Origin of the sequence: Streptomyces sp., from assembly GCF_031181555.1 — a bacterium.
Lineage (GTDB): Bacteria > Actinomycetota > Actinomycetes > Streptomycetales > Streptomycetaceae > Streptomyces > Streptomyces fimbriatus.
On record NZ_JAPSKQ010000014.1, the window covers coordinates 1 to 13467 of the forward strand.

Genomic DNA, 13467 nt, shown 5'->3' on the forward strand with positions numbered 1-13467 from the left:
CGCAGGAGGTCGTCGTGGAGACTCCGGGGTCGCAGTCGTCGCTGCACCGAGCCAACCTGGAGCGGGTCGTCCGAGCAGTACGTCTTGCGGGTTCCCTCACCCAGGCCGAGATCGCGAGGACGACGGGTCTGTCCGCGGCGACGGTCTCCAACATCGTCCGGGAACTGAAGGACGGCGGAACGGTCGAGGTCACGCCCACGTCGGCGGGCGGACGCCGGGCCCGCAGCGTCTCGTTGAGCGGGGACGCCGGCATCGTCATCGGCGTCGACTTCGGGCACACCCATCTGCGGGTCGCGGTCGGGAACCTCGCTCATCAGGTGCTGGCCGAGGAGGCCGAGCCGCTGGACGTGGACGCCTCCTCGACGCAGGGCTTCGACCGGGCGGAACAGCTGGTCAACCGGCTGATCGAGGCCACCGGGGTGGACCGCGCCAAGATCGCCGGAGTCGGTCTCGGCGTGCCGGGGCCGATCGACGTGGAGTCCGGGAGCCTGGGCTCGACCGCGATCCTGCCGGGCTGGACCGGCACCAAGCCCGCCGAGGAGCTGCGGGGGCGGCTCGGCGTGCCGGTGCACGTGGACAACGACGCCAACCTCGGCGCGCTCGGCGAGATGGTCTGGGGCAGCGGCCGCGGCGTGCGCGACCTGGCGTACATCAAGGTCGCCAGCGGTGTCGGCGCGGGCCTGGTGATCAGCGGGAAGATCTACCGCGGTCCCGGCGGCACCGCGGGGGAAATCGGACATATTACACTCGATGAATCCGGCCCCGTCTGCCGCTGCGGCAATCGCGGCTGCCTGGAGACCTTCGCGGCCGCGCGCTATGTGCTGCCGCTGCTCCAGCCCAGTCACGGCACCGACCTGACGATGGAAGGCGTCGTACGGCTGGCGCGGGACGGGGACCCGGGCTGCCGTCGGGTGATCGCCGACGTCGGCCGCCACATCGGCATGGGAGTCGCCAATCTCTGCAACCTGCTGAACCCGAGCCGGGTGGTCCTGGGCGGCGATCTCGCCGAGGCCGGCGAGCTGGTGCTCGGGCCGATCAGGGAGTCCGTCGGCCGCTACGCGATCCCCAGCGCGGCGCGCCAACTGTCCGTTCTTCCCGGGGCACTTGGGGGTCGTGCGGAGGTGCTCGGAGCGCTCGCCCTCGCCCTCAGCGAGATGGGTGATTCGACCCTTTTGGACGGCACCGCGACCGGTTCGCTCGCGGCGGCGACCCCTGTCTTCACTTAGAGAACGGATGGCACCGTTGCCATCTCGTTAAGGATTTACTTCTTGACGTCGCACGTGTGGCCGAGTTGACTTCCAGCCACCTCGGCCGCAACGACGCGGCCTCGTCAGGGAGGTTTGTAGAAGTGAACACGCGTATGCGTCGTGCCGCCGTCGCCATCGCCGCGGGTGCGATGGCCGTCTCGCTCGCCGCCTGTGGCAGCGCCAAGGAGTCGGGCGACAAGAAGGACTCCGGCGACTCCGCCGCCAAGGGCGACAACATCAAGGTCGGTCTGCTCCTGCCGGAGAACCAGACCGCACGGTACGAGAAGTTCGACAAGCCCTTGATCGAGAAGAAGGTCAAGGAGCTCACGAACAACAAGGGCGAGGTCGTCTACGCCAACGCCAAGCAGGACGCCAGCCTGCAGAACCAGCAGGTCGACACGATGGTGACCAACAAGGTCGACGTGCTGATCGTGGACGCGGTGGACTCCAAGGCCATCGCCGGCTCGGTCAAGAAGGCCAAGGACGCGGGCATCCCGGTCGTCGCCTACGACCGCCTGGCCGAGGGCCCGATCGACGCCTACACCTCGTTCGACAACGTGACCGTCGGCAAGACCCAGGGCGAGGCCCTGCTGGAGGCGCTGGGCGACAAGGCCAAGGACGGCCAGATCGTCATGATGAACGGGTCCGCCACCGACCCGAACGCCGCCCAGTTCAAGGAGGGCGCGCACTCCGTCCTCGACGGCAAGGTGAAGATCGGCCGCGAGTACGACACCAAGGAGTGGAAGCCGGAGAACGCCAACGCCAACATGGAGGGCGCCATCTCCGCCCTCGGCAAGAAGAAGATCGTCGGCGTCTACTCCGCCAACGACGGCATGGCGGGCGGCATCATCACCGCGCTGAAGGCCGCCGGCATCGACAACATCCCGGTCACCGGCCAGGACGCCGAACTCGCGGGTGTGCAGCGCATCGTCACCGGTGAGCAGTACATGAGCGTCTACAAGCCGTACCCGCAGGAGGCCGACGTCGCCGCGGAGATGGCCGTCGCGCTCGCCCAGGGCAAGTCGCTGGACTCCATCGCCAAGGACAAGGTCGACAGCCCCACCAACAAGGGCATCCCCGCGGTCCTGGTCCCGGTCGTGTCGCTGACCCAGGACAACATCAAGGACACCGTGATCAAGGACGGCATCTACACCGTCCAGGAGATCTGCGCGGGCAAGTACAAGGCCGCCTGCGACAAGATCGGTCTGAAGTAAGCAGTCCCCGAGTCCCGTGACACACACGGGAGTCCGTGACCGGACTGCCGTACGGGACCGACTGCCACGCGCTCCGCCGGCGCCCCGCACACACCAGCCCCGCAAGCTACGCGGGGCGCCGGACGGAACACCCCCCAAATTCTCTGCACAACCTCCCGCCGGGTCAGGCGGCGAAGGAGATGGTTCACGTGTCCGCTACGCCCGTGCTGGCGTTGCGCGGGGTCTCCAAGCGGTTCGGTGCCGTCCAGGCGCTCACCGACGTAGAGCTTGAGGTCCACGCCGGTGAGGTGGTCGCCCTGGTGGGCGACAACGGCGCCGGAAAGTCCACGCTGGTCAAGACGATCGCCGGCGTGCACCCCATCGATGAGGGATCCATCGAGTGGGAAGGCAAGACCGTCACGATCAACAAGCCGCACGACGCCCAGAACCTGGGCATCGCGACGGTCTACCAGGACCTCGCGCTGTGCGACAACATCGATGTCGTCGGCAACCTCTACCTGGGCCGGGAGATCCGCAAGCGCGGCGTCCTGGACGAGGTGGAGATGGAGCGCCGCTCGCGCGAACTCCTCGACACCCTCTCGATCCGCATCCCGAGCGTCCGGATCCCGATCGCCTCCCTCTCCGGCGGTCAGCGCCAGGTCGTGGCCATCGCCCGGTCCATGCTCGGCGAGCCCAAGCTGGTGATCCTCGACGAGCCCACCGCCGCCCTCGGCGTCGAGCAGACCGCCCAGGTCCTCGACCTGGTCGAGCGGCTGCGCGAGCGCGGCCACGCGGTGATCCTCATCAGCCACAACATGGCCGATGTGAAGGCCGTGGCGGACAAGGTCGCCGTGCTGCGCCTCGGGCGCAACAACGGTGTGTTCGAGGTCAAGTCGACCTCGCAGGAAGAAATCATCTCCGCCATCACGGGCGCCACGGACAACGCCGTGACCCGTCGTGCGGCGCGCACCAATGGGGAGATCAAGAAGTGAGCACCGAAAAGACCACGACGCCCGCCGAGGACCACGTCGTGGAGAACCCCGAGGCGGCCGCCGCCGCGGTCCCGGTCGTCGACCCCCGGCTGCTGGTGCGCGAGCAGGGCTTCGCGGGCTACGTCACCGAGTTCAAGCGGAAGATGAAGTCCGGTGACCTGGGCTCCATTCCCGTCGTCATCGGCCTGCTGGTCATCTGGGCCATCTTCACCGGCCTGAACTCCAACTTCCTCACCGCCGGAAACTTCTCCGACATGTCCGTCGCCATGGTCGGCACGGGCATGATCGCCGTCGGTATCGTCTTCGTCCTGCTGCTCGGCGAGATCGACCTGTCGGTCGGCTCGGTCAGCGGTGTCGCGGGCGCCACCTTCGCGGTGCTGAGCGTCACCAACGGCATGAACGAGTGGCTCGCCTTCGTGCTGGCCATCCTCACCGGCACGGTGGCCGGCGCGATCCACGGCTTCTTCTTCGCCAAGGTCGGCGTTCCGGCGTTCGCCGTCACCCTGGCCGGCCTGCTGTTCTGGAACGGCTTCATGCTCCAGATCCTGGGCGACAACGGCACCATCAACCTCGACTCCGAGGGCGTGGTCGCCAAGCTGACCAGCTACTACTTCTCCGACGTGGCCGCCGCCTACGGCCTGGCGATCGTCGTGACGGCGGCGTACTTCCTCACCGCCTTCTTCGACAACCGCCGCCGCGAGGCCGCCGGTGTGCCGTCCCGGCCGCTGAACGAGATCATCGTGCGGACCGTGCTGCTCGCCGTCCTCGCGTTCGTCGTGGCGATCGTCTTCAACCAGTACAAGGGCCTGCCGCTGGCCGTGGTGATCTTCCTCGCGGTCCTGCTGGTCACGGACTTCGTGCTGCGCCGCACCGCCTACGGCCGCAAGGTCTTCGCCCTGGGCGGCAGCGTCGAGGCGTCCCGCCGGGCCGGCATCAACGTGGCCGCGGTCCGGATCTCGGTCTTCGCGATCGCCGGTACCTTCGCCGCGCTCGGCGGTCTGTTCATCGCCTCGAAGATCGCCTCCGCCAACCAGGGCGCCGGCGGTGGTGACCTGCTGATGAACGCCATCGCCGCCGCGGTGATCGGTGGCACGTCCCTCTTCGGCGGCCGCGGCCGCACGTGGAACGCGCTGCTCGGTGTGATGGTGATCGTCTCCATCCAGTACGGCCTCGCCCTGGAGGGCATCGCCTCCCCGGTGCAGTACATGATCACCGGTGGCGTGCTGCTGGCGACGGTCGTCATCGACGCGGTCACCCGCAAGACGCAGAAGACGGCCGGCCGCGCCTAGGCCCCGTCCCTCGCGGTCCCGTGCCCGGCACCCACGGCGGTGCCGGGTACGGCCATGTCATGGGACAGGGCGATCCCGGGTACTGCCGAACGCGTGACGCACGACGCACCGCCCGGGCACCGCCCGCAGGAGCGGAACATTAGACTCGACGAGCCCGGCAACAGCTCGATCAGCTCTACTGCAAGGAGGCACGGGTGCCGCTGCTGACCCGCATCAGGGGACCGCGCGATCTGGACCGGCTCAGCCCGGAGGAGCTCGACCGGCTGGCCGGGGAGATCCGGACCTTCCTCGTCGACGCGGTCTCCAAGACCGGCGGCCACCTCGGCCCCAACCTCGGTGTGGTGGAGCTCACCATCGCCCTGCACCGGGTCTTCGAGTCGCCCAAGGACAAGGTCCTGTGGGACACCGGCCACCAGTCCTACGTGCACAAGCTGCTGACCGGCCGGCAGGACTTCTCCAGGCTGAAGATGAAGGGCGGCCTGTCCGGCTACCCCTCGCAGGCGGAGTCCGAGCACGACGTCATCGAGAACAGCCACGCCTCCACCGTCCTCGGCTGGGCCGACGGCATCGCCAAGGCCAACCAGCTGAAGAAACGCGACAGCCACGTCGTCGCGGTCATCGGCGACGGCGCGCTCACCGGCGGCATGGCCTGGGAGGCGCTGAACAACATCGCCGACGCCAAGGACCGCCCGCTCGTCATCGTCGTCAACGACAACGAGCGCTCCTACGCGCCCACCATCGGCGGCCTCGCCAACCACCTGGCGACCCTGCGCACCACCGACGGTTACGAGCGCTTCCTGGCCCGCACCAGGGACCTCCTGGAGCGCACCCCGGTCGTCGGCCGCCCCCTCTACGACACCCTGCACGGAGCCAAGAAGGGCCTGAAGGACTTCATCGCTCCGCAGGGCATGTTCGAGGACCTCGGCCTGAAGTATGTCGGCCCCATCGACGGCCACGACATCGAGGCACTGGAGTCCGCCCTGGCCCGCGCCAAGCGCTTCGGCGGCCCGGTGATCGTGCACTGCCTCACCGAGAAGGGCCGCGGCTACCAGCCCGCCCTGGCGGACGAGGCCGACCGCTTCCACGCCGTCGGCAAGATCCACCCCGACACGGGTCTGCCGATCGCCTCCTCCGGCGCCGACTGGACCTCCGTCTTCGGCGACGAGATGGTCAAACTGGGCGAGGAGCGCGAGGACATCGTCGCCATCACCGCCGCGATGCTCCAGCCGGTCGGCCTCGACAAGTTCGCCAAGCGCTTCCCCGAGCGGGTCTACGACGTCGGCATCGCCGAGCAGCACGGCGCCGTCTCCGCGGCGGGCCTGGCCCACGCCGGCGTGCACCCCGTCTTCGCCGTGTACGCCACCTTCCTCAACCGCGCCTTCGACCAGGTCCTGATGGACGTGGCCCTGCACAAGTGCGGCGTGACGTTCGTCCTCGACCGGGCCGGCATCACCGGCACCGACGGCGCCTCCCACAACGGCATGTGGGACATGTCGATCCTCCAGGTGGTCCCCGGGCTGCGCCTGGCCGCCCCGCGCGACGCCGACCAGGTCCGCGCCCAGCTGCGCGAGGCCGTCGCCGTCGAGGACGCCCCGACCGTCGTGCGCTTCTCCAAGGGCGCCGTCGGCCCCGCCGTGCCCGCCGTGGGCCGCGTCGGCGGCATGGACGTGCTGCGCGAGTCCGGCACCGACGCCCCCGACGTCCTGCTGGTCTCCGTGGGCGCCCTCGCCCCGATGTGCCTGGAGGTCGCCGCCCTCCTCGACCGGCAGGGCATCTCCACCACCGTCGTCGACCCGCGCTGGGTCAAGCCCGTCGACGAGGCCATGGCCCCGCTCGCGGAGAAGCACCGCGTCGTCGTCACCGTCGAGGACAACTCCCGCGTCGGTGGCGTCGGCTCCGCCATCGCCCAGGCCCTGCGCGACGCCGGCGTCGACGTGCCGCTGCGCGACTTCGGCATCCCGCCGCGCTTCCTCGACCACGCCTCCCGCGCCGAGGTCCTGGCCGAGATCGGGCTCACCGCCCCCGACATCGCCCGCCAGGTCACCGGCCTGGTGGCCAAGCTGGACGGCAGGTACGAGCGCTCCACGGCCGACGCCGTCGACTCGGTGGAACCCGCCCGCGACTGAACGGCCCCCCCACGCGTCGCCCGGATGGGCCGCCCGTGCCACCGTGAAGAGTGGTGCGGGCGGCCCATCCGCGTGACGGCTCCCGCGCCGGGGCATTCGACCTACGCCCCCTCTCGATCATGTCGAGGACGACAAGCGTGGGAGGTACCCGTGACAAGCCCCCTCTTCCGGACGAAGAAGGTCGAGCAGTCCATCCTCGACACCGAGGAGCCGGAGCACGCGCTCAAGAAATCCTTGTCCGCGCTGGACCTGACCGTCTTCGGCGTCGGCGTCATCATCGGCACCGGCATCTTCGTCCTCACCGGTACGGTCGCCAAGAACAACGCCGGGCCCGCGGTGGCCCTGGCCTTCGCGGCGGCCGGTGTCGTCTGCGCGCTCGCCGCGCTCTGCTACGCCGAGTTCGCCTCCACCGTCCCGGTGGCGGGCTCCGCCTACACCTTCTCGTACGCGTCCCTCGGTGAGCTGCCCGCGTGGATCATCGGCTGGGACCTGGTCCTGGAGTTCGCGCTCGGCACGGCGGTGGTGGCCGTCGGCTGGTCGGGCTACATCCAGTCGCTCATGGGCAACGCGGGCTGGGAGATGCCCGCGGTCCTGGGCAGCCGCGAGGGCGCCGACGGCTTCGGGTTCGACATCCTCGCCGCCGTCCTGGTGCTGGTGCTCACCGGCATCCTCGTCCTCGGCATGAAGCTGTCCGCCCGGGTCACCTCGCTCGTGGTCGCCATCAAGGTGACCGTCGTCCTCGTCGTGATCGTCGCGGGTGCCTTCTTCGTCACCGCCGACAACTACGACCCGTTCGTCCCGAAGGCGCAGCCCGTGGAGGCGGGCAACAACCTCGACTCCCCGCTCATCCAGCTCATGTTCGGCTGGGCGCCGTCCAACTTCGGCGTCATGGGCATCTTCACCGCCGCCTCGGTCGTCTTCTTCGCCTTCATCGGCTTCGACATCGTCGCCACGGCCGCCGAGGAGACCAAGAACCCGCAGCGCGACATGCCCCGCGGCATCCTCGGCTCCCTGCTCATCTGCACCGTGCTGTACGTCCTGGTGTCGATCGTCGTCACCGGCATGCAGCACTACAGCCGGCTGTCCGTGGACGCCCCGCTCGCGGACGCGTTCAAGGCCACCGGGCACCCCTGGTTCGCGGGCTTCATCAGCTTCGGAGCCGCCGTCGGCCTGACGACCGTCTGCATGATCCTGCTGCTCGGCCAGACCCGTGTGTTCTTCGCGATGAGCCGCGACGGACTGCTGCCCCGGTTCTTCTCCCGGGTCCACCCCCGGTTCAAGACCCCGCACCGGCCGACCATCCTGCTCGGCGTCGTCATCGCGGTCCTCGCGGGCTTCACCCCGCTGAACGAGCTCGCCGCGCTGGTGAACATCGGCACGCTGTTCGCCTTCGTGATCGTCGCCGTCAGCGTGATCATCCTCCGCCGGACCCGCCCCGACCTGCACCGTTCCTTCCGCACCCCCTGGGTGCCGTTCCTGCCGATCGTGTCGGTCGCCGCCTCGCTGTGGCTGATGCTGAACCTGCCCGCCGAGACCTGGGTCCGGTTCGCCGTCTGGATGGCCCTCGGCATCGTCGTCTACTTCGTCTACAGCCGGAGCCACAGCCGCCTGGCCCGCGGGGAGGAGACGACGGCCGGCGACGTCATGCGTCCCCCGGGACACGACACCCGGTGACCGGGACCCTCCGTGCTCCGGCCTCGTCCTCCCCGCTTCCTCAGGACCGGCCGAGCACGCTGCGCGGCCCGATGACCTCGGCGGCCAACTCACCTACGCGACGCCGCAGTTCACGATCGGCGGTGACCACCAGACAGGACCGTCCGGCTGCTTCGGCGACGAGCTCGACGATCCGGTCGTCCCCGCTGCCGGGCGCCTCGTCGACCCGCACACCGGGCACGGACGCGACGCCGCGGGCCGCGCCCTCGACGACGAGCACGATCTCCACGGGAGCGTCGTGTCCCGGGACACCGTCGCGCGCCAGCCGGTCCCGCAGCCGCTCGGCCGCGCCGCGCCGGTCGCGCCACCAGCCGTCGGGGACGGAACCGACGACGTTGGCGGCGTCGATGATCACGAGTGAGGGGGCCGTCATGAAGGTCAGGGTCGCACACCCCGTCGTCCTACGGTGTTGGTCGAACGTTCATCCTATGATGGGCACGCTCGGCCTCCCATGTGTTGGTGCGAGGAGGCGGCCGGAGAGCCGCGCCGAGCATCATGGGAAGGGACAGCTCACGTCATGCGGACCAAGTCCGGGCGCGCCGCCGCCCAGCGGAGAACGGCCGGTGCCGGAAGCGGCGTGGCCACCGAGCGGCAGGAGGCGCTCGGCACGGTCACCGGTTCGTGGCTCGTCCTGGGCAAGGACGGCAGGCTCACGGCGTACGCCCGCGGCCACGGCGGCATGTTGCGCTGGACGGAAGTCCGGCCGGGAGGCCCTCAGTGGTCCGGCCCGGTCCTCTGCCCCGTTCCGGACGTGTCCGACATCAGGGTGGCTCAGGGGGCGGACACCTATGTGCACTTCCTCGGCCGCCGAGAGGTGCACAAGGGCGACGGGCCGCCCGCCGTGGACCTCGTGCACGCCATCCAGTACCAGACCGGTCGCCCCGTCACCGAGTGGCGGTCGCTGGGCAATCCGCACAAGGACCGGGAGAAGGCGGCACGGCTCGGCACGCCGGCCGCGGCGGTGAGCTCGTCCGGCACGGTGCACGTCTTCGTGCGCAACGCGGGGGGCGGCGTCATGCTCCGCCGCGAGCTGCCCGGTGGCAAGTGGGGACCGTGGACGGACCTCAAGGGAAGCCTGGCGCAGGACCCCCTGGTGGTGGTCACCCATGCCTCCGGACGGATCGAGGCGATGGCCGGCGGGCGGAACCTCATGATGCGCTGGGTGCAGGACCGGGCCGACGGCGACTTCCGCCAGACCCCCAACATCCCGCTCGCCGTGACCCGCGGAAGCGCGGTGGCCCTGGAGACCGCGCCCGACCGGGCCACGTACTACTGGACCGACCCGGCCACCGGCGGGATCGTCGCGCATCGTCCCGGCGGCTGGGTGATCCCTCTCGGCGGTGCGCCCGGCGAGGACCCGGTGGCGGTGCTCCGTACGGCGCTCGACGGATACGACTGCACCGTGCTGGCCCATCGCGACATCGAGGGGCAGGTCATGCTCGCGGCCTGCGGCACGGAGAACGAGCAGGGCGGCGTCTGGTGGTCGCCGACCGGCGAGCACTGCGTGGGCGCACCGGCGCTGGCGCGGGACGCGTACGGCCGTGTCGTGCTCGCCATGGTCGGCGCGGACGGAGGGCTGCACGTCGCCCGGCAGAACGACGAGGCGGGCCTGGCCATGGCCCCCTCGGTCCGGGTCTGACGCGTCCTTCCCGTGACGTGCCGCGGGGCGGGGCCCGCACCTGTGCGAACCCCGCCCCGCTGTGCCGCTGCCGGTCCGGTCAGGACGCCGTCCGGCCGGTGGCGGGCGACTTCTTCGCGGACTCGGGTATCTCCTTGTCCTCGCGCAGTGCCTTCCACAGGCGGCTCGCCTGGGGTTCGGCGGCCACCACCCGGTTCGGGTCCTTCTTGTCGTACGCGACCGGGAGCATGATGGTCTCCATGCGCGACGGCTCGACGCCGTTGAGGCTGCGTCCGAACTCGGCGAGCGAGGTGAGCGAGGCCAGCTCGGAGTCGGTGGTGAGGGAGCCGGTCAGCGAGTCGGCGATCCGGTACGTCTTCGTGGGGCTGCCCAGCAGGTCCTGCTTCTTGATCTCGGAGAGCAGGGCGATCATGAACTGCTGCTGGAGCCCGATGCGACCGAGGTCACTGCCGTCGCCGACGCCGTGCCGGGTGCGGACGAACGCGAGCGACTCGGTGCCGTTCAGCCTGTGGGTACCGGCTTCCAGGTCCAGCCCGCTGGACTTGTCCCGGATGGGCTCGTCGACGGTGACCGTCACGCCGCCTATCGCGTCGACGAGTTCCTTGAACCCGGAGAAGTCGATCTCCATGAAGTGATCCATGCGGGTGCCGGACATCTGCTCCACGGTCTTCACGACGCAGGCCGGACCGGCCAGTGAATAGACGGAGTTGAACATGACGCGCTCCGCGGAGGGAAGGACGGAGCCGTCCGGCTTGGTGCACTCGGGACGGGTGACCAGGGTGTCGCGCGGGATGCTGACGGCGACGGCCTCCGTGCGGCCCTCGGGGATGTGCATGACCAGGGCGGTGTCGGACCGGGCACCGGAGACGTCGCCCGTGCCGAGCGAGGCGTTGTCCCCGGAACGCGAGTCGGAGCCCAGGACCAGGATGTTCCGTCCCGAGGTGGGCAGCTTCTCCGGCCGGTCGTCACCGATCGCCTTGTCCAGGTCGACACCCTCGAGGTTGTTGTTCAGGTCGCTGTACAACCAGTACCCGGTGCCGCCGACGGCCAGGAGCAGGACCACGAGGCCCAGGAGGAGCAGGCGCCACACCCGGCGGCGGCGCGGCGGCCTGGCCCGACGACTGGACTGAGCACGTCGGGACCTGCGGGGCCCGGTGTCCATGTCCGTCAGGGCGTGCGTCATGCCTGGGTTCCTCTCTCGCTGCGTGACTCGATGCCGGATGAAAACGTGGGGAGGGCACGAGTGGGGGGAGAGGCCGAGCCCGGACAACCACGGGACGCCGCAGTATGTCCGAACTATAGACCGAATCCCCGTCCCGACGGGTGGGTCCTCCGTCACCCGATGGACATCGTCTGTTCGATCACGAGACGGAAAGATGTGTGTTTTCTGTCATTTACGACTGCTGTTGACATCCGCAGGAGCGCTTAGTGATGATGTGTCAGGCCTGTGAAGGTTTAAGTTTTTACATGAGTGATGCCGGCGGTGCTGCCGGCGGATGAGTGGCCGCTGATTTCGAGCCCGGGGGGGCACGAGGGCGGGCGGCCACCGGTACGCGTCATCGGCCTCCGGCTGGGGCGGGATGGAGGAGGGGTGGCTGTGTCGCTGTGCGCGTCGACCCGTGAAGGGCGGGCCGTGTGACGACCGTTTCCGACCCCGCGGTCCAACGGACGGCGGGTGGTTTCGGCCACCCTCGGCACGGCGGCGCGGGAACCGCCGGACAGGCGTCCGGCCGGCAGCCGCTCACCGGTGCCGGGCAGGACGACGTCTACGTCGAGCCCGGGCTGACCCCGCTGATGGCCAGAGAGGCCAATCGCTCCGCGCTCACCTCGCTGCTCGACTCCGCCGGCGTCCCGTACTTCGCCGTACGCGGAACCTCGGACCACGGGACCGTGGTCGCCGTGGCCGAGGCGGACCGCGAGCGCGTGCTCGGCGTGGTCTTCCGCGGCCTGGGGCAGTACCCCGGCCACCTGAGCGTGATCGACCCGGAGGCGCCCCGGCCCGCGCGCCCCGTGTCCTCCCGCGACCCGAAAGCCTGGCGGGACGTCGCCACCGCACGCGTGCTCCAGGTCAGCTGGTACCGCACGGACCCCGGCCGGCACCTGCTCCTGGGACACGAGTACGGCTGTGCCATCGAGTTCTGGCGACCGCACGGCACCCACCTCGTCGCCCCCCGGGCCAACCGCGCCACCTGGGCCGTCGCGGCCGGCGGGACCAACGTGCTCGGCGCCGCCCGGATGTTCAGCCGCTTCGTGTCGGACTGGACCCCGCGGCACCTGGCGCCGGCGCTCGCCACCCGGCCGGAGTTCCTGGTGAACTGCGCGGACGACATCACCTTCCCGGTCGACGCCGTCTACACCTGGGTGGACGGCAACGATCCCGTCTGGCAGCAGCGCAAGGCGCAGGCCAAGGGCGAGGTCTACCACGCCGAGTCCGCGAGCGACGCCCGTTTCATCAGCCGCGACGAACTGCGCTACTCGGTGCGTTCCCTGCACCTGTTCGCGCCGTGGATCCGCAACATCTACATCGTCACCGACGACCAGGTCCCGGCCTGGCTGCGGGAGGACGTGCCCGGGCTGCGCATCGCCACCCACCGCGAGATCTTCCGCCGGCCGGAGGACCTGCCGACGTTCAACTCCCACTCGATCGAGAGCCAGCTGCACCACATCGAGGGGCTCGCGGAGCACTTCCTGTACTTCAACGACGACATGTTCATCGGGCGCCCGGTGGCGCCGCACGCCTTCTTCACCCCGAGCGGTACCGCGCGCTACTTCCCCTCGCGCAACCGCATCCCGCAGGGGCCCGTGGCCGAAACCGACACACCGGTCGACGCGGCCTGCAAGAACAACCGCGCCCTCCTGATGGAACGTTTCGGCAGGGTGATCACGCAACCCATGGAACACATTCCGTACGCCCTGCGGCGTTCGGCGATGGAGGAGGCCGAGCGCGACTTCCCCGAGGCATGGGCACGCACGTCGGCCAGCCGGTTCCGGGCCATGACGGACCTGTCGCCGACATCGTCCTTCGCCCTCTACTACGCGGCCCTCACCGGACGGGCGCAGCCGGGCTCGATGCCGTTCACCTATCTGCAACTGGCCGTGCCCGACCTCGCGGACCGGCTGCAACGGCTGCTCGACGGCAGGAACCAGGACTCGTTCTGCCTCAACGACGCGTTCTCGACACCCGAGGACATCGAGGCCCAGCAGGAACTGCTCGACGGATTCCTCAACGCCTACTTCCCCACCCCAAGCCCGTACGAACGATGAGACG

At 69.8% G+C, this 13467-nt stretch carries 10 protein-coding genes; 8 read left to right on the forward strand and 2 right to left on the reverse strand.

Annotated elements, in window-relative coordinates; translation table 11 throughout:
• Positions 1-14: 14 nt before the first annotated feature.
• From RIM90_RS05250 to RIM90_RS05275, 6 genes are all read left to right on the forward strand, one after another.
• Positions 15-1226 (forward strand): ROK family transcriptional regulator, encoded by a 1212-nt coding sequence (locus RIM90_RS05250; RefSeq protein WP_309059408.1) that lies wholly within the window; start codon positions 15-17, stop codon positions 1224-1226.
• A gap of 134 nt (positions 1227-1360) precedes the next feature.
• On the forward strand, positions 1361-2461 hold the full coding sequence (locus tag RIM90_RS05255; RefSeq protein WP_309059409.1) for a sugar ABC transporter substrate-binding protein: 1101 nt from the start codon (positions 1361-1363) through the stop codon (positions 2459-2461).
• A gap of 179 nt (positions 2462-2640) precedes the next feature.
• Entirely contained in the window at positions 2641-3432 is a 792-nt protein-coding gene (locus RIM90_RS05260; protein ID WP_309059365.1) for an ATP-binding cassette domain-containing protein, read from the forward strand.
• Positions 3429-4721 (forward strand): sugar ABC transporter permease, encoded by a 1293-nt coding sequence (locus RIM90_RS05265; protein ID WP_309059366.1) that lies wholly within the window; start codon positions 3429-3431, stop codon positions 4719-4721. The genes RIM90_RS05260 and RIM90_RS05265 overlap by 4 nt, the downstream gene beginning before the upstream one ends.
• 194 nt (positions 4722-4915) lie before the next feature.
• Positions 4916-6847: a 1-deoxy-D-xylulose-5-phosphate synthase gene (dxs, locus tag RIM90_RS05270; protein ID WP_309059367.1), complete on the forward strand. Its 1932-nt coding sequence runs from the start codon at positions 4916-4918 to the stop codon at positions 6845-6847.
• A gap of 150 nt (positions 6848-6997) precedes the next feature.
• A complete protein-coding gene (locus RIM90_RS05275; RefSeq protein ID WP_309059368.1) occupies positions 6998-8521 on the forward strand; it encodes an amino acid permease in 1524 nt (507 codons plus the stop codon).
• Positions 8522-8561: 40 nt separating this feature from the next.
• On the opposite strand, the gene RIM90_RS05280 is transcribed toward RIM90_RS05275, so the two are convergent.
• The gene (locus RIM90_RS05280) at positions 8562-8933 is read right to left on the reverse strand and encodes an NTP pyrophosphohydrolase (RefSeq protein WP_309059369.1); all 372 of its coding nucleotides are present in this window, start codon (positions 8931-8933) and stop codon (positions 8562-8564) included.
• A gap of 144 nt (positions 8934-9077) precedes the next feature.
• Between RIM90_RS05280 and RIM90_RS05285 the strand changes: the two genes are divergently transcribed.
• The gene (locus RIM90_RS05285) at positions 9078-10199 is read left to right on the forward strand and encodes a hypothetical protein (protein WP_309059370.1); all 1122 of its coding nucleotides are present in this window, start codon (positions 9078-9080) and stop codon (positions 10197-10199) included.
• A 79-nt stretch (positions 10200-10278) separates the two neighbouring features.
• On the opposite strand, the gene RIM90_RS05290 is transcribed toward RIM90_RS05285, so the two are convergent.
• On the reverse strand, positions 10279-11382 hold the full coding sequence (locus tag RIM90_RS05290) for an LCP family protein (protein ID WP_309059371.1): 1104 nt from the start codon (positions 11380-11382) through the stop codon (positions 10279-10281).
• Between the two features lie 452 nt (positions 11383-11834).
• Here RIM90_RS05290 and RIM90_RS05295 point away from each other — a divergent pair, with 452 nt between their 5' ends.
• Positions 11835-13463, forward strand: a complete 1629-nt coding sequence (locus RIM90_RS05295; RefSeq protein WP_309059372.1) for a stealth family protein — start codon at positions 11835-11837, stop codon at positions 13461-13463.
• Positions 13464-13467: the final 4 nt, after the last annotated feature.

Coding starts and splice junctions, on each gene's coding strand:
- RIM90_RS05255 (WP_309059409.1), top strand. CDS start 1,361: ATGCGTCGTGCCGCCGTCGCCATCGCCGCGGGTGCGATGGCCGTCTCG.
- RIM90_RS05285 (WP_309059370.1), top strand. CDS start 9,078: ATGCGGACCAAGTCCGGGCGCGCCGCCGCCCAGCGGAGAACGGCCGGT.
- RIM90_RS05260 (WP_309059365.1), top strand. CDS start 2,641: ATGGTTCACGTGTCCGCTACGCCCGTGCTGGCGTTGCGCGGGGTCTCC.
- RIM90_RS05290 (WP_309059371.1), bottom strand. CDS start 11,382: ATGACGCACGCCCTGACGGACATGGACACCGGGCCCCGCAGGTCCCGA.
- RIM90_RS05280 (WP_309059369.1), bottom strand. CDS start 8,933: ATGACGGCCCCCTCACTCGTGATCATCGACGCCGCCAACGTCGTCGGT.